The organism is Streptomyces sp. NPDC024017 (assembly GCF_040638895.1).
Taxonomy (GTDB): domain Bacteria; phylum Actinomycetota; class Actinomycetes; order Streptomycetales; family Streptomycetaceae; genus Streptomyces.
In genome coordinates, this window is the sequence record NZ_JBEZYZ010000002.1 from 490,375 (window position 1) to 510,525 (window position 20,151).

Genomic DNA, 20,151 nt, shown 5'->3' on the forward strand with positions numbered 1-20,151 from the left:
CACGGTGACGACGAAGGCCGGATCGGCCATCGCGAACTCCTGGAGTGAGGTTCGGTGAAACGGACGATTCGAGGAAAGCGCCTCTTCGCCCGTACCGGGCCGGTCATTGACGGCTCTCTAACGGCGAGACCTAAGGCTTTGACGGGACCCTGACGCCACCTGGCTCAGGGGAGCCGTCCTCGCCGACCGGCCACTGGTGCCGCCGGCCCCCTCGGTCGTGGCCCGGGCGTCGTCCTCGCCCGGCTCCGCCGCGGCTGACCGCCGTCGAGACCTCCGCACTCCACCGCCTCTACGACGCCCACGCCATCCGCGACACCACCCGCCGCCGGCTCCAGTGCGTCTGGATGCGCCGGAGACGGCGGGCGGGGTCGTCAGAGTGCGTCAGTCGCCTGTTCCCTTTCGGCCGACGGCCCGCCGCACCTCCCCGGCGGGGGAGAACGGGCTCAGCCGCCGACGTGGATGCCGGGGCGGCGGTCGGGGTCGGGTTCGTTGCTGCGGATGATCTCGCGGGTGACCGGGGCGGTGTCACCGCGGCCAAGGAGGAAGTAACGGATCATGTGCACCAGGGGGCTGCCCTCGGCCCAGGCGAAGTAGCAGTGCGGCCGCACGCCGGTGGCGTCGCGCAGGGCGAGAAGGATGGCGGCGATGGCGTTGGGGGCGGCCGGTGCCTCGGCGCGCAGGATGCGGTAGCCGTCGACTTCGACGCCGCGGACGGTGAGGGTTTCGCTGAAGTCGGACGGGTCGACGACGTCGATCTCCAGGAAGAGCACGTCAGCGGGTCCCGGCACCGGGTTGGTGCCGCGTTGTTCGCGTTCCTTGGCGCTGTACTCGGCGAAGTCGCCGGCCTGGCGCCGGTTGGCGATGATGTTGATGGACTCGTCGTGGGCGAGGGTGTCGGCTATGAACCGGCGGGCGGTCTCGTCGAAGACGATGCGGTCGGCGCGCAGCTCGGTGGTCCGCGAGACGCGGGAGATCAGCGACACGATGATGATGCCCATGATGAAGAAGCCGGAGATGGCGATGCCGTCGGGCTTGTCGACGATGTTGGCCACCAAGGCGTAGAGCAAGACCGCGGTGAGCAGGGCGAAGCCGACCGTACTCGCGCGCCGACGATTGCGTGCCATGAAGACGGTCACGGCGAAGGCACCGGAGACCATCATCGCCAGGATCCCGGTGGCGTAGGCACCGGCCTGGGCGTCGACGTCGGCGTCGAAGGCAATGGTGATCAGGATGCAGAGCGCGGTGTAGACGATGACGACCGGACGCACCGCGCGTCCCCACTCGGGGGCCATACCGTAGTCGGGCAGGTAGCGGGGAACGATGTTGATCAACCCGGCCATGGCGGAAGCGCCGGCGAACCACAGGATGAGGATGGTGCTGATGTCGTAGGCGGTGCCGAACGCCTCACTGACATGCTCGTGGGCGAGCCAGGCCAGCGCCCGGCCGTTGGCCGCACCGCCGGGTTCGAACTCCTTCTCCGGGATGAGGACGGTGGTCACGAAGCTGGCGGACAGAAGGTAGACGCTCATGATCACAGCGGCGGTGGTCAGAAGCCGGCGGGCGTTGCGGATCCTGGCGCGCAGCCGCTGCTCGGCGTCGGCACCGTCGGCCGCGACGAGCGGCATCATGCTCACACCGGTCTCGAAGCCCGACAGGCCCAGCACCAGCAGCGGGAAGGCCAGCAGTGCCGGGCCGGCGAGGTCGCCGAAGCCGCCCCCGCCGTCGACGAGTGCGTCGGTCCAGGCCGACAGTGCGCCGTCCGTCGTGAAGACATGGACCAGGCCGACGGCGATGACGACCGCGTTGAGTGCCAGGAAGACGGCGACCAGCGGGATGGCGACACTGACCGCCTCGCTGAACCCGAGGAGGAAAACGCCTCCCAGGACCAGCAGCAGTCCCACGGTCAGGGCGACTTCGTGGCCGTGGAGCGCGGCGGGGAAGAAGGGGTTCTCCACCACGTGGACGGAGGCGTCCGCCGTGGACAACGTGATGGTGATGATCCACGAAGTGGCCACGAACCCGAGCAGGACCAGCACGAACAGCTTGCCCCACCAGAACGGCAGCAGATCCTCCAGCATGGCGACCGATCCCGCGCCGTGCGGGCTCTGCTTGGCCACCTTCCGGTACATCGGCAGCATCCCGAGCAACGTCAGCGCGACGATCAGCAGGGTCGCCAGAGGAGAGACGGCCCCGGCGGCCAGAGCGGCGATCGCCGGCACGTAGGCCAGGCTGGAGAAGTAGTCGACGCCGGTCAGGCACATCACCTTCCACCAGGCGTGCTGCTCGGCATGACTCTCACCGGCCGCCGGCCCCACCGGCTGCACCTGGTGACGCAGCAGCCACCGCGCCGCCTTGCCCGTCGGCGGCGTCCGCAGAGCTGGACTGTCCACCGACTCCGGCATTATCGGCCGGTTGGCACTACTCATGTCCCCCATGCCCTTCCTCGTCTGATCGCTGAATCGGTCGCGGCAGCCATCGCCCTGACGACACTGCAACGATCACCGAGTATGCGGCCTCCCGGCCACGCCACCCCGTACCGAGGCACGTATGAGCCAGCCGACGGCGGAGCTTACGTGCGGAATCATGCGACCGTGATCCGGTGAGCGCCGGGGGGTCTGGTCTCGCCCGGAGGGACGCTCGTCCCGCCGAGGACATCCCGTGGCGCGGGGGCACGGCTATAGCCACCGGACCGTCCGCGTCACCCGGGTCACGACCGCCGCGTAGCCCACGCCGACCACGAGGGAGGCGAACAGGGCGGTGAGGGGGAAGTCCTCCTGGAGGGAGGGGTAGACCTGGTAGTGCGTCAGGTAGATGTAGAGGGAGTTGCTCGCCAGGACGCCCGCGAGCGCGTTGAGCGGGCCGAGGCTGGGCAGGGCCGGCACCCAGATCAGCAGCACCAGTCCGGCGATCACGATGGTCGTGCGCAGGGGCTGGTCCTGAAACAGGCCGGGCACCGTGAGCAGCAGCACCGCCATCAGCAGTGCCCGTTGCCGCACGGTGCCCGCCCGTGCGGCCGCCCACCCCAGGGTGAACAGCCAGAAGACCACTGTGGGGCTCAGCTGCGGGCGGGCGGATGCGAGGCCCAGCAGGTCGTAGCGGCCGACCAGTCCGACGGCCGTGAGCGCCAGCGGCACGCCGAACGCGTACCGCCTCTCCAGCCGGTCCAGCAGCGGTACGGCCATGAGGGCGGCCAGGACCACGAGGAAGTAGACCAGGGCCTCCACGAACCAGTACGCCCAGTCGAAACGATCGTTCCCCTGGTCGAGCAGGCTGTTGAGCAGCACGGCGTTGGCCGGGTCGTAGAAGTCGGTCAGGAGCACCGCGCCGGTGATCCACACCATGCTCGGCACGGCGATGCGGGCGATGCTGCGCGCCAGGCGCTGTACACGCTCGCGGCGTCCCGCATCGGTCAGCTGGAAGCGGGCGAAGTTGTAGCCCGCGACGCAGATGAGGATGTGGGCGAAGCCCTTGATGTCGAAGACCTGGACGTGCGAGCCGACGATGAGGACGATCCCGACGGCGCGCAGGGCGATGCCGGTCTCCAGAGTCCGGCGGGTCCTCCAGGACTGCGGGGTCGTCCAGGATCGCAGCGTCGCCCGGAGTCCCGGGGACGGTGGCCGGGTGACCGGCCGTGGCTCCTGGCCGCCGGGTTCTTCCGCCCTCTGCGGCACGGGCGCGGCCAGGGACCGGAGCCGGCGGATCGTCATCGTGTGCCAGTCGGTGGGCAGATGGCCCAGGGCCTCCTCCAGGCGCAGGGATACCTCGACGTAGCACAGTGAGTCACCGCCCAGGCTGACGAAGCTGCTGTCCTCGGTGACGTCGGCGTGGTCGAGGATCTCCGCGTAGAGGCGGCGGAGATCCTCGCCCGTGTCGGGCGCCGCCTCCTGCACGGGGCGCGTCAGTCGCCGTACGGCCTCGTAGTCGGGCTTGCCCGTGGCCAGGTGGGGGAGCCGGTCGAGGGCCCAGACCTGTATCGCGCGGGCCGGGAGCCCGCAGTCCCGCGCGACCAGCCGCCGGATCCGTGCCTGCTCACCGGCGTCCGAGAGCGCGGCCACCGCGAGCGACTCCCCGTCCCCCGCGCAGTACGCGGTGATCCCGTGCTCCTCCAGCAGGGACTCGACGCGCTGCGGGTCGATCCTCAGCCCGAGGATCTTCGCGAACCGGCTGCGGCGGCCCACGATCTCGTACAGCCCGTCGGGGGCGCGCCGGGCGAGGTCCCCGGTGCGCAGTTCCTCCACGGTCCGGCCGAGGGCGAGGTCCGACGGGCTCTCGGCGTAACCGAGCATCACATTCGGCCCCGAGTACACCAGTTCACCGACGTCCGGACCATGGCCGTCGACCGGCTGCAGCCGGAAGGAGCCGCCGGGTATCGGCACACCGACGGCCTCGGGTCGCTCGGCGGCGAGCTGCGGCGGGAGGTAGGCCATGCGGGCCGTGGCCTCGGTCTGGCCGTACATCACGAACAGTCGCCAGCCCGAGCGGCGCCCCAACTCGGCGTACCGGCTGACCCGTTCGGGCGCCAGTCGGCCCCCGGCCTGAGTGACGCGGCGCAGATACGGCAGGTCCATCCGCTCGAAGCCGACCCGGTCGAGCAGGTCGAAGGTGTACGGCACTCCTGCCAGCGAAGTGCCGCGGGTGGCTCGGAACTCCTCCCAGAAGGCAGGCTCGGACACCGACCGCTCGGTGAGGATCAGTCCTGCGCCGCGCAGCAGATGGCTGTGGATGACGGACAGGCCGTAGCAGTAGTGCATGGGCAGCGTGGTGGCCGCCCGGTCGGCGTCGTCGAGGCCGAGGTACGCGGCTATGGACTCGGCGTTGGCCTGAAGGTTCTCGTGGGAGAGCCGCACCAGCTTGGGCGAGCCGGTCGAGCCGGAGGTGCTCAGCAGCAGGGCGAGGTCCGGGTGGAGGGTGTGGATGCTGCCGCGGTGCCGCTCGTCGAGGGCCCACGTCCCGTCGGCCTCCGGGCGGGCCACGACGTCCGGGGCGTACGCCTGCGTCAGTGAGCGGAGCGTGCTCTCGCTGTCGCCGGGGACCAGCAGGACGGGGTGACCGGCGGACAGGGCGGCCAGATGCGTGATGAGCGCGTCGGCCCGATTGGCCCCGGCCACCAGCACCAGCCGCCGTACGGGCCCGAGGCGCTCGGCGGTGACGGCGACCCGCTCGGCCAGTTCGCGGTACGACAGCCCTCCCTCCGGCGTGATGAGCGCCACGCGGTCGCCGTGCGCCGCGAGTCCGCGCGCGAACGGCACGCCGTCGGGCCGCACTCGCGGCGCCGGAGGCGAGTCCGGGAGGGCGGACGGCCGGAGTGAGCCCGTCGTGCGGGGAGCCGGTAGGAGCGGGAGACGGGGGGACGGAGCCGGGAGGGACCTGGAGGGGTGAAGCACGGGGCGTGCCTTTCCGCAGCAACGTCCGCTTACCACGGACCCTTGACGTTTAGGTAAGCTTTACCTTATTCATAGCGGGGTCACAATCAAGCCACCGAAAACCCACAGATTGACTGCGCCTCTCGCTTCCACCGACGTGACCGGCGGCGTCAAGGCGAGCCCTGCAGAAAGGCACACACCATGCGACGCCCCTCGGTTCGCCGGATAACCGCGCTGGTCGCGGCCACACTGCTGCTCCCCGCCCTCGCTGCGTGCGGCTCCGACGACAAGGGCGGCGGGGACGAGGGCGCCGACTCCTCCCTCGTCATCTACTCCGGCCGCAACGAGAAGCTGGTCAAGCCACTTTTGGACAAGTTGGAGAAGGCCGTCGGCGTCAAGGTCGAGGTGCGCTACGGCGACAGCGCGGAGCTCGCCGCGCAGATCCTGGAGGAGGGCGACCGCACCAAGGCCGGGCTGTTCTTCTCCCAGGACGCCGGCGCGCTGGGCGCCTTGTCCAAGGAAGGCATGCTGCAGAAGCTGCCCCAGGGCACCCTCGACGAGGTCGACGAGACGTACCGCGGCTCCGGCGGCGACTGGGTCGGTCTCTCGGGGCGGGTCCGCGTGATCGCGTACAACCCGGCCAAGGTCGGTGCGGACGAGGTCCCGGACAGCGTCTTCGACGTCGTCGAGCCGGAGTGGAAGGGCAAGGTCGGTTTCGCGCCGACCAACGCCTCCTTCCAGGCGTTCGTCACCGGCATGCGGGTCCTGAAGGGCGACGACGTCACCCGTAAGTGGCTTCAGGACCTGAAGGCGAACGGCGCCAAGACCTACGCCCACAACCTCGCCACGCTGGACGCCGTCGAGTCCGGCGAGGTCTCCCTCGGTCTGGTCAACCACTACTACTGGTACGAGCGGGTCGCGGAGAAGGGCGAGGACAAGGTCAACGCCAAGCTGCACTTCCTGCCCGGCAAGGACCCCGGCGCGCTGATCAACGTCGCCGGCGCCGGCATCCTCAAGGACGGCGGGCAGAGCGAGGCCGCCCAGAAGGCCGTGGACTACCTGCTGTCGAAGGAGGCGCAGACCTACTTCGCGGACCGGACGAAGGAGTATCCGCTGGCCGCCGGGGTGACCAGCACCGTGGAAGGCCTGCCGGCGTTCGAATCGCTCCAGTCCCCTGACATCGACCTCGGCAAGCTGGAGTCCCTCCAGGAGACGCTGGCCATGCTCCAGGACGTCGGACTGGTCTGACCGGCCGTGCGCACACCGCCGTCCCCCTCGCGCCCGACCGGAGCCCCCGGCCCGACCGGAGGCCCCGGCCCGATCGGAGCCGCCGCCCCGGCCGGGCGCGAGGGCGTACCCGCCCGCGCAGCGCGCTCGCTCCGGTCGCCGTGGCGCAGGCCGCCCCTGGTCCTGCTCGTCCCCGCCTGCGTCGCCGCCCTCTTCGCCCTGCTGCCGCTCGGTTACCTCGCCGTCCGCGCCCTGGAACGCGGCCCGGCCTTCGCCTGGGACGTCGTCGCCGACGAGCGGACGCTCGACCTGCTCGGCCGCAGCCTCGGACTGACCGCCGTGGTCGTGGCGGCCTGTCTGGTGCTGGGTGTCTCGCTGGCCTGGCTGACCGTGCGCACCACATTGCCCGGAGCCCGTGCCTGGTCGGTGCTGGCCACGCTGCCGCTGGCCGTACCGAGTTACGTGGCCGCCTTCGCCTGGCTGTCGGCCGAGCCGGACCTCGCCGGGTTCGGGGGCGCCGCGCTCGCCCTGACGCTGGTCAGCTTCCCGTACGTCCATCTGCCGGTCGCCGCCGCGCTGCGGGGTATCGACCCGGCACAGGAGGAGGCCGCGCGATCCCTCGGGCACGGGCCACTGCGGACGTTCGTCAGGGTCACGCTGCCGCAGCTGCGGCCGGCGGCCGCGGGCGGGGCGCTGCTCGTCGCGCTGTACGTGCTCTCCGACTTCGGCGCGGTCTCGCTGATGCGCTACGACACCTTCACCCGGGCCATCCACACCTCCTACCGCGCCTCCTTCGACCGCACGCCCGCCGCCGCTCTCAGCGTGGTGCTGGTGGTCATGACGATCGCGCTCGTCGCCGCCGAGGCCCGCACGCGTGGCCGGGCCGGGCACGCCAGGACCGGCACGGGCACCGCCCGCCCGGCGGTTCCGGTCCGCCTCCGCCGCCTGCGACCGCTCGCCCTGATCTGGTGCGGGGCGGTGGTGGCCGTTGCCGTCGCCTTCCCGCTCGGCACCCTCGGCTACTGGCTGGCCGTCGGCAGCTCGGCCGGCTGGGATCTGGGCGGACTGGCGCAGACGGCTTGGGCCACCTTCGGGGTCGCGGCGGCGGGCGCGGGCCTCACCACGGTCCTCGCCCTGCCGGTCGGAGTGATCGCTGCCCGGTATCGCGGCCGCGGCGCCCGTCTGCTGGAGCAGGCGGCGTACGCCGGGCACGCACTGCCCGGCATCACGGTCGCGCTCGCGCTGGTGTTCTTCGCCGTGCGCTACGCGTACCCGCTGTACCAGCAACTCCCGCTGCTGGTCGGTGCGTACGCCGTGCTGTTCCTGCCGGTCGCGGTGGCCGCCACCCGCGCGGCCGTGCTCCAGGCGCCGCCCGTCCTGGAGGACGTGGCCCGCTCGCTCGGGCGACGGCCCTGGCAGGTACTGCGTGAGGTCACCGTGCCACTGGCCGCGCCCGGTGTGGCCGCCGGGGCCGCGCTCACCTTCGTGGTCTGCATGAAGGAACTCCCGGCGACCCTCCTGCTGCGCCCCACCGGCATGGACACCCTCGCCACCCGGCTGTGGACCGAGACCGGAGCCGGATCCTTCGCGGCCGCCGCCCCCTACGCCGCCGTGCTGATCCTGCTGGCCGCCGTCCCCTCGTACCTCCTAGGCAGGCACCGGACATGAACGAACTGCACGTCGAAGGGCTCACCAAGTCCTACGGAGCCGACGAACCCGTCCTGCGCGGCCTCGAACTCACCGTTCCATCAGGCGCGTTGGCCGCCGTTCTCGGCCCCTCCGGCTGCGGCAAGACCACCATGCTGCGGATCGTCGCCGGATTCCTGCACGGCGAGGCGGGCACCGTCCGGCTCGGGGACCGGCTGCTGAGCGGGCCCGGCGTCCATGTCTCGCCGGAGCGGCGCCGCATCGGCATCGTGCCCCAGGAAGGCGCCCTCTTCCCACACTTGAGCGTGGCCCGCAACGTCGCCTTCGGACTCACCCGTGTCGAACGGTCCGAACGGCGGCGCCGCACCGAGGACATGCTGGAACTGGTCGGCCTGGACGGATACGGCGACCGCATGCCGCACGAGCTGTCCGGCGGCCAGCAACAGCGCATCGCCCTGGCCCGTGCGCTCGCCCCGAGCCCGCAACTCGTGCTCCTGGACGAGCCGTTCAACGCACTCGACAGCGCGCTGCGGGCGGGAGTGCGGTCGGACGTCCGGGCGGCTCTGCGCGCCACCGGCGCCACGGCGATCCTCGTCACACACGACCAGCAGGAGGCCCTGTCCACCGCCGACCTCGTCGCCGTCGTACGGGACGGCAGGGTCGCGCAGTGCGACACTCCGCAGAATCTCTACCGCCACCCCGCCGACCCCTGGATCGCCGACTTCGTCGGCGACGCCGTCCTGCTCCCCGGCACCGTCGACAGCGACGGCACAGCCCGCACCGCTCTGGGCGCCGTACCCCTGGCCACCCCACCCGACGGCCTGCGCGCCGGCACGGTCCTGCTCCGTCCGGAACAACTCCGCCTCACCGACCCGCACTCCGAGGGCGCGGTCAGAGGTACGGTGACCGATGTCTGCTACTACGGCCACGACGCCATGGTCACCGTGGCCGTCGAGGGCCACGACACCTCGGTCGGCATCCGGGTCGCGGGCCGGCTCTCCGTCCGCCCGGGGGACGAGACGGGTATCCGCGTCGTTGGCGAGGCCGGCCTCCACCCGTAGCCGCGGACGGTGGGGGCGCTTGTCGCCGTTGCGGATGCCGAGCCGGGCAGCCGCTCGGCGATACGGAGGTGGTCCAGGGGCTCCGATGATCGCGTTGTCGACGGGCTCCACCACTGTGACGGCCACGGTCTCGGCGGCTCACCGGCATGGTGAGCCTGGACGCCCTGCCGGCGCGTTTCCTGCAGCCACCGGGGCGTCGGGTACTGCCGGCGATCTCGGGGCGTGGCTGATCCGGCGGAGGACTCCAGACTGCGGTGTGATGCCGCGCGTGCGCTACGGCCGGAACGCGTCCGTCCCGGTGACGCGGTCCGGATCACATGGGCTCCGGCCGGCCTCACCCGCTCCGCATGCCCCCGGGGGCGCAATGCCGGACACTCCTGTATAGGGCCGGCGTATTCGCGCGGGCCATGGTGAGGGTGTTCGGCGTGCTTGAGGTCCCGCTCTGGCTGTGGGGGGCGTTCGCCGCGACGGTGGTCGTGTCGCTGGCGGTGGATCTGCTGTCCCACCGCACCGCGCACATCATCGGCTTCAAGGAGGCCGCCGCCTGGAGCGGCCTGTGGGTGAGCCTCGCCCTGATCTTCGGCGCGGTCGTCTTCCTCGTCCTCGGCACCACTGCGGGCACCGAGTACACGACGGCATGGCTGCTGGAGAAGAGCCTGTCGGTCGACAACCTGTTCGTCTTCGCCGTGATCTTCGCGTACTTCAAGGTGCCCCGCGCCTACCAGCACCGCGTGCTGTTCTTCGGCGTCATCGGCGCGCTCGTCTTTCGCGGGATCTTCCTCTCCCTCGGCGTGGCCGTGGTCAGCCGCTTCACCGCGGTGCTGTTCGCCTTCGCGGCGGTCCTCTTCTACAGCACCTACAAGCTCCTCAAGGACGAGCAGGAGAGCTTCGACCCGGGCAAGAGCTTCGCCGTACGGATGCTCCGCAAGCTCATCCCGGTGCGGGACGAGTACGCCGGGGCCAAGTTCTTCGTCAAGGAAGCCGGCATACGGATGGCGACTCCGTTGCTCGCGGTTGTCGCCGCGATCGAGGCCGCCGACCTGATCTTCGCCGTCGACAGCGTGCCCGCCGTCCTCGCGGTCAGCGACGACGCCTTCATCGTGTACACCAGCAACGCCTTCGCCATCCTCGGCCTGCGGGCCCTCTACTTCATGCTCGCCGGCCTGCTGGACCGCTTCCACTACCTGAACAAGGGCCTGGCGATCATCCTCGCCTTCATCGGGGTCAAGCTCATCCTCCAGGCATCCCACAAGCTGATCAGCCCCAGCATCCCGGAGATCCCCTCACCGATCAGCCTCGCGGTCATCGTCGTCGTCCTGACAGGTTCCGTGGTGCTCAGCCTCAAGAGGCCGGCCCTCACAGACCATCTGGAACCCACCGACGAACAAGACGCCTCCGCGGCCACCGAGAAGCCCGAGACGCCCAGCGCACCGCCCGTGACGGATGCCCCTGAGCCTCCAGCCGGTTCACCGGGCGGGGAGGGCGGAGCCGGCTCGCGCTCGGGTTGGCGCAGAAGAAGGGCACTTCCCGACCCGCCAGTACGGGCATATCGTAAAAATATGGTCAAAACGAAGCGCAAGCCCGAAGCGTACGTGTGCCCGACGTGCAAGAAGTCCGTGCCGGCCGCAGTCCATCGCCACAAGAGCCTCGGCATATTCGTTCCCGTGTGGGGCCCAGGCGCATGTCAGAACCGCGACTGTCCCGACTACCGACTGGACCCTCATCGCAAGCGCTCTGCGACCCGGTGACGAAACCGGCAGTGCAGCGATGGGCTCCTTGCCTGACAGTGACATCTTCGCGCCAGTCCACTTCTGTTTTCAGGCTCTCTTGGCGTGCAAACGCTCAGTTGAACCCGCGAACGTCTTTGTCCAGTTAACGTGTTCTTGACCAGCCTTTGACCGACCATTGGTACATACAAGAGGCATTGGGCTGCCTTGAGGGGGGTTCATGTTCCGAGATATGAAGTTCCGGACCGTGGTTTCGCTCTCAATGCCGCTCTGGTCGCTCTCCAGTGCTTCGAATCCACGGCGCCTTTCCTCTCCGCGCGCACAGCCCGTCACGTCAAGGCCAAAGCCCGCTTCCCTGCGCACCGGCGACCGGCACCGCGCCGTCGGTTGTGTCCTCGAAGCGCCGGACGCCCGCTGATGAAGGCGTGCACGTCGACCGCGACCAAGCCGAACACGCCCCGCCCCGCGGACCACGGCACGTCGAGATGGACGGCAGCCCACTCGTCGGCCGCTCTGCAGGTCTTCCGCTGCTGAGCCGTAGAGCACCCACACCCCCGTGCCCGGTAAGTCCGACGCGTACCCCACGGCGCGCCAGGAGGTCACCCCACCATGAAGCCTCTCATCGACAACGCCCGCTTATCCGGACAGCGCCCCGAGGAGTTCCCTCGCCCCGCCGAGGGCCAGTCCCCCCAGGCCATGTTCATCACCTGCTCCGATTCCCGGGTCGCACCAGCTCCGATCACGGGTGCTCGGCCCTGCGAGCTTTTCGCACTGCGTACGGCGGCCCTGTATGGGAGTCGGTGACCATGCTCTCCAAGTACCCTTACCGGCGGCAGGACTTCCTTGCCTCCGTCGTCGTCTTCCTCGTCGCCGTACCTCTGTGTGTCGGTATCGCGGTCGCCTCCGGTGTCCCGGCCGAACTCGGCCTGATCACCGGCATCGTGGGCGGTCTCGTCACCGGTCTCATGCCCGGCAGCAGCCTCCAGGTGTCCGGGCCGGCCGCGGGCATGACCGTGATCGTCTTCGAGGCCGTCAGCGAGTTCGGCGTGGGCACGCTCGGCGTGATCGTGCTGTTCGCCGGGCTCCTCCAGCTCGCCATGGGCATTCTGAAGATCGGACGCTGGTTCCGGGCGATTTCCGTCTCCGTCGTCGAGGGCATGCTCTGCGGCATCGGTCTGGTGATCATCGCCGGGCAGATCTACGCGGCGGCGGGTCTGAAGGCCCCGGAGAGCGGTATCGGCAAGATCGTGGGCCTGCCGGGGGCGTTCGCCGACGCCCTGGGCAGCACCGAGGCTCCGATCTCTCTCGTGATCGGCGCGGGCACCATCGCCGTCATCGTTCTGTGGAAGAAGCTGCCGAAGGCCGTGCAGTCCGTGCCGGGCGCCCTCGCGGCGGTGGTCCTGGCCACGCTCGCCACGCTTGCCCTCAGCCTGCCGGTCGCGACCGTCCAGGTGGATGGTCTGCTCGGCGTCATCCAGCCGCCCGGAGCCGAAGCCTTCGGCGAGCTGGCCGGCCCGGCCATCTGGGGCACGATCATCGCGTTCTCGCTGATCGCCTCGGCGGAGAGCCTGTTCAGCGCGGCGGCCGTGGACCGGCTGCACGACGGTCCGCGCACCGAGTACAACAAGGAGATGATCGCCCAGGGCGCGGGCAACACCGTGTGCGGTGTGCTCGGCGCGCTGCCGATGACCGCGGTGATCGTGCGCAGCTCCGCCAACGTTGCCGCGGGTGCGAAGACCAAGGCGTCGCGTGTGATGCACGGCGTATGGCTGCTGCTGTTCGCCGCCGCGATGCCGTGGGCACTGGCCCTGATTCCGCTTCCCGCCCTCGCCGGCATCCTGGTGCACGCGGGCTGGAAGCTGATTCCGTTCCGTCAGATCGCGGCGCTGTGGCGCGGCCACAAGGGCGAGGCACTCATCCTCGTGGTCACGGCTGTGTCGATCGTCGCCGTGAACATGTTCGAAGGCGTACTCATCGGTTTGGCGCTGGCGGTCGTCAAGACCGCTTGGGAGGCTTCGCACGTCAAGCTGGAGGTCATAGACAAGGGCGCCGGTCCGGTCCAGGTCTACCTGTCGGGTAACGCCACCTTTCTGCGGCTGCCGAAGATTCTCGACAGTCTGGAGGCGCTTCCGCAGGACCGCCCTGTCGAGCTGGACCTGTCCGGCCTGCACCACCTCGACCACGCCTGCCGTACGGCCCTGGAGTCCTGGGCGGAGCGACACAGCGCGGTCGGCACGGAACCGGTGAAGATCACCGAGCCGGTGAAGGTCACATCCGCCGAGAAGGCCACGGCGAACACCTGGCACCGCTGAGCAGCCGGGCGGTGCGCACGCCGGCGCCTGCAGGAGCCGCGAAGGGGCTGCCGGCGAGCGTCACCCCCTGACCGCGGTGGCGGGCGGCAGTTCGTGAACTGGGCCTTTGCGTGTGCGACTTGTTCGCCATTCGCGCCCCCTGTGACCCAGGTCGCTGAACGTCCGTCTCGCCATTTGAGCCATCGCGACGCGAAGGGGCCCGGATTGGCGCCTCGGAGCCCTCTGGGGGCCGCTTGGCTTCGACTCAGGGGGACATGGAGGGCACGCAACCCTCGAATTGGTCTGACAATAAACAAACCCCAGGCTGCTGACCTGGGGTTTCGCATGGAGCGGGTGACGAGAATCGAACTCGCGCTCTCAGCTTGGGAAGCTGATGTTCTACCATTAAACTACACCCGCGTAAGACGCCGATCGGAGTCGGTGTCCGAATGCCCGCTCACTCTACCTCATGCCAGGCCTCCGGTGTTTGTGCCGCGAGGCCTGAGGGCGTTTCAGGGGGGTGATGCGGCTGCGGGGCGCCGGAGTTGGGGCGTACGGTGGGGGCGTCGGCGAGGGTCCGGGCGGGACCGGAGTGCCGCCTCGAGGGCCGTCCCTTTGATCCCGTACTGTGGCTTTTGTCGTCAGGCAAGCAGCAGCCAGACGCGGCTCTTGGGGAAGGGACTCTTGGACTTGATGGAGCGCACCGTCGTCCGTTGTGCCGATGGGCACGTGTTCACCACCGCTTCGTTCCCGATGCAGCAGGCCGAGCGGCTCGGCCCCGGGCGGCTGCTTCGGTGCCCGCGATGTGCGCGGCTCCGGAGCGTGGTGCCCGTCAGCTATCAGAAGCGGTAGCAGCGGTAACGGACAAAGCAATAGGCACCAGGCGCAAGGCGCGCGGAGACGTCCGGTTGTGGTCGCTCCGCGCGCCTTGCGTATCCTCGGGGCGTGCTTCTCTCAGACAAGGACATCCGGGCCGAGATCGACGCCGGACGCGTACGCATCGATCCGTATGACGAATCGATGGTGCAGCCGTCGAGCATCGACGTGCGCCTCGACCGCTACTTCCGGGTGTTCGAGAATCACCGGTACCCCCACATCGACCCCGCCATCGAGCAGTCCGACCTGACCCGGCTCGTGGAGCCGGAGGGCGACGAGCCGTTCATCCTGCACCCCGGGGAGTTCGTCCTCGCCAGCACGTACGAGGTCATCTCCCTGCCCGACGATCTCGCCTCCCGGCTGGAGGGCAAGAGCTCGCTGGGGCGCCTGGGGCTGGTGACGCACTCCACCGCCGGGTTCATCGACCCCGGCTTCAGCGGGCACGTGACCCTGGAGCTGTCCAACCTCGCCACCCTGCCCATCAAGCTCTGGCCGGGGATGAAGATCGGGCAGCTGTGCATGTTCAAGCTCAGCTCGCCCGCCGACTTCCCGTACGGCAGCGAGCGGTACGGGTCCCGGTACCAGGGGCAGCGCGGGCCGACCGCCTCCCGGTCCTTCCTCAACTTCCACCGGACCCAGGTGTGAGCGACCCGAAGATGAGCGACACGAGCATGAGTGACGTACGGGAGAACCTGACCTACGAGAAGTTCGGCGTCGCCGTGCGTGAGCTCGCGCAGGCCATCGCCGACGACGGCTACGAGCCCGACATAGTCCTCAGCATCGCCCGCGGCGGCGTGTTCGTGGCCGGCGGGCTCGCCTACGCCCTCGACTGCAAGAACATCCACCTCGTGAACGTGGAGTTCTACACCGGTGTGGGGACGACCCTCGAGATGCCCGTCATGCTCGCCCCCGTCCCCAACGTGATCGACTTCTCGCAGAAGAAGGTGCTGATCACCGACGACGTCGCCGACACCGGCAAGACGCTCAAGCTGGTGCGCGACTTCTGCCTCGACACCGTCGCCGAGGTGCGCAGCGCCGTCGTCTACGAGAAGTCGCAGTCGCTGGTCAAGTGCGAGTACGTGTGGAAGCGGACCGACGACTGGATCAACTTCCCGTGGAGTGTCGAACGGCCCGTGGTGCGGCGGGCCGACCAGGTGCTCGACGCCTGACGGCAGGAAACACGGAGAAGGGGCTCCCCACGGGGAGCCCCTTCTGCGTAGCCGGCCGGTCTCTCAGACCGTGCCCAGCTTCACGATCGACAGCAGTGCGATCAGCTGGATCGCCGACGCGCCGAGGGCCTTCGGCCAGGGCAGGTCGTGGGAGCGGCCGACCATGAGCGTCAGCAGGACGCCGCCCGCGACCCAGGTGGCCCAGCCCAGCAGCTGGACGAACATCGCGTCGCCGCCCGCGAACATCGCGAAGACCAGGCGGGGCGCGTCCGTGAGGGACATGATCAGCATGGACAGGCCGACCGTGGGCTGCCAGGCGCCGTCACCGCCGAGCTGGCGGGCCAGGGTGTGGGTGACCACGCCCAGGACGAACGCGCTCAGCACCATCGCGACGGCCGTCGTCAGGACGATCGGGACCGCGTTCGACAGTGTGGCGTTTATCGCATCCTTGCGGGCGCCGTCGAAGCCGAAGACGGCGAGCAGGCCGTAGAGGAACGTGACGATGAGGGCCGGGCCCCACATCGAGTAGTCCCGCATCTGGAGGAACGTCTGGTTGGGGGCGAGGACGATCCCCCGGATCAGGGCCTTCCAGTGCAGGCGCGGGCCGACCGGGCCGGACGGCGCGGCCGCCGAGCCGGCGCGGTAGGTGTCGCCCTGGGTGTACGGATCCTCGCCGACCGAGAAGGCCTGGGTGTGGCCCGGGTTGTTCGCCGCGTACGGGTCGGGCGGACCCTGCGGGCCGGGCGGGTACGCTCCGTCGCCGAAGTACTCCGGCTCGCCCTGGCCGCCGTAGCCCCCGCCGTGCGCGGCGTTCGGCTGCGGCCACGTGGGACCGCCGCCGTTGCCGTACGGCTGCGGCGCCTGCGGGTACGGCTGCGGCGCCTGCGGGTACGGCTGAGGCGCCTGCGGGTAGCCGTACGACGGCCCCTGCGGCGTCTGCTGCCCGTTCGGAGGGTTGTGCGGTCGCGTCTGAGGAGCGCCGTTGTTCCGGCCGCGTCCGATCCTGAATCCAGCCACGTCTTCGAACGTACCTGGTCCCCGGCGGTGGCGTGCCGGGCCCGGGCTTCCGGGCCCGGCTTTGCGGCCGAGCTGTGACATCCCTTAAGGGGAAGGGACTTTGGGTGTCCGTGGGGTGTCAGGGTTCGGCCGTACGGGCCTCACCCCCGGGCACGTCGGTCGGGAAGCGACCCGCCGAGTTCCGGCAGGCTGATCGCACGTGCGGGTCTCCCTGGTTCGTCAGCCGATGAGGCCGGTGGTGAGGGCCGTGGCCAGGAGGAGGGTGCGCTTGCGCATCGGGATCCCCGTCGGTCGGAAGTGGTGGTGATCAGGAGGTGAGTGCGGTGCCGTAGCCCGGGGCGCCGGCCGTCGAGATGCCCGTGGTGCCCGGGCCGAAGCTCGTCGAGCCGGAGGTCGTCGGGCCGGTCGCCGTGGCGCGCAGGGACCAGACGGCGCCGTCGCCGGCGTTCTCGCCCGGCGCGGAGACGGACAGGTCGGCGCGGCGGTCGCCGGTGTGGTCGGTGAGCGCGACGCGCTCACCGAACCGGTCGCCCTGCTCCGAGTCGCCGGGCACACCGGCGGTGTTCTGGCTGTACGACGTGGCGCCCTTGGTGGTCAGGCCGGACGCCGAGCCGTACAGCACGGTGACGGCACCGGCGGAGCTGTTCTCGCCCGCGGTGCCGACCGCCAGGTCGGCGTAGCCGTCGCCGTTGACATCGCCGAGCGAGACGCCGCTGCCGAAGCGGTCGCCCTTCTCGGAGGCGCCGGGCACACCGGCGGTGTCCTGGGTGAGGACGAGCGGGGCGCGGTCCGGGTCGGGGCCCTCCGGTCCGCCGTAGACGATGCTGACCTTGCCGCCGAGCGCGCCCGCCGGGTCGGCCGACGTCTCCCGGTCGTTTCCTACGGCGATGTCGTCGTGGCCGTCGTCGTCGATGTCCCCGACGGCGGAGACGTAGCCGGCGGGCAGCCTCTGCAGCCAGTCGGTGTAGTTGCTGATCTCCATGTCGGCCAGGGCGGTGGTCGCGTGGCCGGTGTTCGCGGCGCGGCCGTGCAGGACCACATGGGGGTGGCCGTCGCCGGTGATGTCGCCGGAGGAGAGGTGGGTGACGCCGGACGAGGAGGACCAGCTGCTGTGCGAGCCCGAACCTCCCTGGGGGGTGCTCGTCGGGGTGATCGGGCCGCTGACGAGTGAGAGGACCACCGGTCCGGTGGAGCCGACCGCGACGTCCGTGTCCCCGTCGTGGTCGAAGTCGCCCGCGGCCAGGGTCTGGCCGTAGCGGTCGTAGTCGGTGCTGAAGAAGCTGAACAGCGAACGGGCGCCGGACAGGCCGGACGCCGAGCCCCAGACGATGGTGACGGTGCCGTCGTTGTTGTCGCTGCCGTCCTCGCCGGGCGTGCCGATCAGCAGGTCGGCATAACCGTCGGTGTTCAGGTCGGCGGAGGCGAGCGCGGAGCCGAAGGCGTCGTCGGCCTCGGCGGCGCCGGGCATGCCGGCGGTGTTCTGCGTCAGCAGGGTGCGCGTGGAGCTCTTCGGCCCGCTGGTGCTGCCGTAGACCACCGATACGGCGCCCGCCCTCGCCTGCCCCGAGACCGTGGCGCCCGGCGCGCCGATCGCGAGGTCGGTGCGGCCGTCGCCGTTGAAGTCGTAGGGGGCGGCGGGGGTCGCGGCGTGCGCGGCGGGGGCGGAGAGGGTGAGGGCGAGCGGGGTCAGGGCCGCGGCGAGGACGGCGGCGGTGATGCGGGTGCGCATGGGTGTACGTGCCTCACGGGGGAGTCGGCGGGGCGTCACTGGGCCACGGCCGAGCCGAGGCCGACGCTGCCCTTGAGGGAGACGGCGGTGGTCGTGATGCCCTGCGCGCCGCTCGTGGTCAGGCCGGAGGCGGAGCCGCGCAGGGTCCACAGGCCGCCCGTGGAGTTCTCGCCGTACACGCCGACGACCAGGTCCGCCTTGCCGTCCTTGGTCACGTCGGTCAGGCCGACCGCGGAACCGAAGCGGTCCGAGGATTCGGCGGAGCCGGGCACCCCGGCGGTGTCCTGGGTGTACGACTTCACGCCGGTGGTCTTCAGGCCGGAGGCGGAGCCGAACAGCACGGTCACCGAGCCCGCGTCCGTCGCCGAGCCGATGTCCTCGCCCGGGGCGGAGACCACGACGTCGGCGTACCCGTCGCCGTTGATGTCGCCGGTGGTCACCGCGCCGCCGAAACCGTCCTCGGCCTCGCCCGCGCCGGGCACGCCCTCGGTGTCCTGGTGGACGACGGTCGGCTGCTGGGCCGGGTCGGGGCCGTTCGGGCCGCCGTACCAGACGGTGATCTGGCCGCCCTTGTGGCCGCCGGGCTTGAGGTCGTACGGGTCCGCGGAGTCGCCGAGGACGAGGTCGCCGTAGCCGTCGCGGTTGATGTCGCCGATGGAGCCGGGGTAGCCGTCGGCGTTCGGCAGATCGGCCATCTTGTACGTCATGCCGGTCCAGCTGAAGTAGTCGATCTGGCCGCCGGTGTCGCCGTCCACGTTGAACGGGTAGACGCGCTCGGCCGCTCCGTCGCCGGTCATGTCACCCGCGAACACCTCGAAGGTGGTGCCGACCTCGCCGACGCGGAGGTTGTTCAGCGGACCGCCGGTGCGGGTGAAGGGACCGTTGTAGATGCGGGTGTGGCTCTGGCCGGTGAGCGTGACGTCCGTGTCGCCGTCACCGTCGAAGTCGCCGGTGGCGATGCCCCGGGAGAAGTTGCCGTACTCGGAGAGCGTCGACGGCTGCGGCAGGCCCTTGCCGCTGGTCAGGCCCGACTTGCTGCCCCACAGGACGGTGCCGGAGCCGACGCCGTCCCGGTCCCCGACGCTCTCGTTGCTCGCGCCGACGACGAGGTCGGAGTAGCCGTCCCGGTCCAGGTCGCCGGTGGCCAGGGCGGAGCCGAACAGGTCGCCCGCCTCGGCGGTGCCGGGCACGCCCGTGGAGTTCTGGGTGATGACGGCCCTGCGGGTGGCCGAGACCCCGGACGCCGAGCCGTACAGCACGACGACGGCACCGGCGCAGGAGGCCGAGCCGACGTCGGCGCACGCGGCGCCGGCCGCGATGTCCCGGTATCCGTCGCCGTTGAAGTCCCCGGCGAGACCGGAGGCGGCGGTGGCGGGGGTGGTGGTGAGCAGGCCGGTGGTGAGCGTGGCGGCCAGCAGGAGGGTGCGCTTGCGCAAGGTGGGGCTCCGGGTGGGAAGGGGCCGGGCCTGGGAGGCCCGGCCCCGAAGCGGGGTGCGGGATGGCTCCGCCGGTGCGGGTGGCTGGGGCGGTGCGGGGTGACTCGGCCGGGCGCGGGTGGCTCGGTCGGTGCGGGGTGGCTCCGCCGGACGTCGGTGGCTCGGTCGGTGCCGGGTGGCCCGCCGAGCGTTGGTGGCTCGGTGGGTGCCGGGTGGCTCAGTCGGCGAAGTTGGCGCCGAAGTTCGGGTAGCCCGTGGTCGAGACGCCCGAGTCGCTCGGGGAGACGGAGCGCGAACCGGTGGCGGTGATCTTCGCGCCGTCGGACGGCAGGTAGAGGACCGCGCCGTTGCCGTCGTTCAAGTCGGCCCGTGGGGCGTGCGTGCCGTCCGCGGCCGTCGCCGTGCCGGCCGCGGACGAGAGCAGCGTGCCGGTCAGGGCGGCCGCGGCGGCGGTCGCCAGGGCGAGCCGCAGGCGGCGGCGCCGGGACGGGTGTGCGGGCGCGTGCCGGCGCCCCGAGGGGCGCTCGTGCTGCTGCATGCGGGGTCTCCTGCTGCATGCGGGGGATGCCTGGCGGACATCCACAGTCGATGGAGGGCCGGACTGTCCG

General features: G+C 70.7%; 12 protein-coding genes, 1 tRNA gene and 2 pseudogenes. 8 read left to right on the top strand and 7 right to left on the bottom strand.

Annotation, left to right across the window (positions count from 1 at the left end; genetic code table 11):
* Positions 1–443: 443 nt before the first annotated feature.
* Together AB0G20_RS07030 and AB0G20_RS07035 are read right to left on the bottom strand one after the other, a co-directional pair.
* Positions 444–2,390, bottom strand: coding sequence for an amino acid transporter (locus AB0G20_RS07030; protein ID WP_361296991.1), 1,947 nt, complete (start codon positions 2,388–2,390; stop codon positions 444–446).
* A 285-nt stretch (positions 2,391–2,675) separates the two neighbouring features.
* A complete protein-coding gene (locus tag AB0G20_RS07035; RefSeq protein ID WP_361296994.1) occupies positions 2,676–5,249 on the bottom strand; it encodes an AMP-binding protein in 2,574 nt (857 codons plus the stop codon).
* Between the two features lie 315 nt (positions 5,250–5,564).
* Here AB0G20_RS07035 and AB0G20_RS07040 point away from each other — a divergent pair, with 315 nt between their 5' ends.
* The 6 genes and pseudogenes from AB0G20_RS07040 (at position 5,565) to AB0G20_RS07065 (ending at position 13,337) form a co-directional block, all read left to right on the top strand.
* Positions 5,565–6,611 carry an iron ABC transporter substrate-binding protein gene (locus AB0G20_RS07040; protein WP_361296997.1) on the top strand — a complete coding sequence of 349 codons (1,047 nt, stop codon included), beginning with the start codon at positions 5,565–5,567 and terminating at the stop codon, positions 6,609–6,611.
* A 156-nt stretch (positions 6,612–6,767) separates the two neighbouring features.
* Positions 6,768–8,258 carry an iron ABC transporter permease gene (locus tag AB0G20_RS07045; protein WP_361297723.1) on the top strand — a complete coding sequence of 497 codons (1,491 nt, stop codon included), beginning with the start codon at positions 6,768–6,770 and terminating at the stop codon, positions 8,256–8,258.
* Positions 8,255–9,298 carry an ABC transporter ATP-binding protein gene (locus tag AB0G20_RS07050; RefSeq protein WP_361297000.1) on the top strand — a complete coding sequence of 348 codons (1,044 nt, stop codon included), beginning with the start codon at positions 8,255–8,257 and terminating at the stop codon, positions 9,296–9,298. The genes AB0G20_RS07045 and AB0G20_RS07050 overlap by 4 nt, the downstream gene beginning before the upstream one ends.
* A 425-nt stretch (positions 9,299–9,723) precedes the next feature.
* Positions 9,724–10,653: pseudogene (locus AB0G20_RS07055) on the top strand (TerC family protein); the annotation flags it as partial.
* A gap of 981 nt (positions 10,654–11,634) precedes the next feature.
* Positions 11,635–11,808 (top strand): annotated as a pseudogene (locus AB0G20_RS07060) (carbonic anhydrase); the annotation flags it as partial.
* A 23-nt stretch (positions 11,809–11,831) separates the two neighbouring features.
* Entirely contained in the window at positions 11,832–13,337 is a 1,506-nt protein-coding gene (locus AB0G20_RS07065) for a SulP family inorganic anion transporter (protein ID WP_361297003.1), read from the top strand.
* A 325-nt stretch (positions 13,338–13,662) separates the two neighbouring features.
* On the opposite strand, the gene AB0G20_RS07070 is transcribed toward AB0G20_RS07065, so the two are convergent.
* Positions 13,663–13,736, bottom strand: a tRNA-Gly gene (locus tag AB0G20_RS07070).
* A 525-nt stretch (positions 13,737–14,261) separates the two neighbouring features.
* On the opposite strand from AB0G20_RS07070, the gene dcd reads away from it, so the two are divergent.
* Together dcd and AB0G20_RS07080 are read left to right on the top strand one after the other, a co-directional pair.
* The gene (gene dcd, locus AB0G20_RS07075) at positions 14,262–14,837 is read left to right on the top strand and encodes a dCTP deaminase (RefSeq protein WP_248510535.1); all 576 of its coding nucleotides are present in this window, start codon (positions 14,262–14,264) and stop codon (positions 14,835–14,837) included.
* 26 nt (positions 14,838–14,863) lie between these two features.
* A complete protein-coding gene (locus AB0G20_RS07080; protein ID WP_361297726.1) occupies positions 14,864–15,361 on the top strand; it encodes a phosphoribosyltransferase in 498 nt (165 codons plus the stop codon).
* Between the two features lie 63 nt (positions 15,362–15,424).
* On the opposite strand, the gene AB0G20_RS07085 is transcribed toward AB0G20_RS07080, so the two are convergent.
* The 4 genes from AB0G20_RS07085 to AB0G20_RS07100 form a co-directional block, all read right to left on the bottom strand.
* Positions 15,425–16,459 carry a Yip1 family protein gene (locus tag AB0G20_RS07085; protein WP_361297006.1) on the bottom strand — a complete coding sequence of 345 codons (1,035 nt, stop codon included), beginning with the start codon at positions 16,457–16,459 and terminating at the stop codon, positions 15,425–15,427.
* 226 nt (positions 16,460–16,685) lie between these two features.
* On the bottom strand, positions 16,686–18,107 hold the full coding sequence (locus tag AB0G20_RS07090) for a hypothetical protein (protein WP_361297009.1): 1,422 nt from the start codon (positions 18,105–18,107) through the stop codon (positions 16,686–16,688).
* 35 nt (positions 18,108–18,142) lie between these two features.
* Positions 18,143–19,543, bottom strand: coding sequence for an FG-GAP repeat protein (locus AB0G20_RS07095; RefSeq protein WP_361297012.1), 1,401 nt, complete (start codon positions 19,541–19,543; stop codon positions 18,143–18,145).
* A 217-nt stretch (positions 19,544–19,760) separates the two neighbouring features.
* Positions 19,761–20,081, bottom strand: a complete 321-nt coding sequence (locus AB0G20_RS07100) for a hypothetical protein (protein ID WP_361297737.1) — start codon at positions 20,079–20,081, stop codon at positions 19,761–19,763.
* Positions 20,082–20,151: the final 70 nt, after the last annotated feature.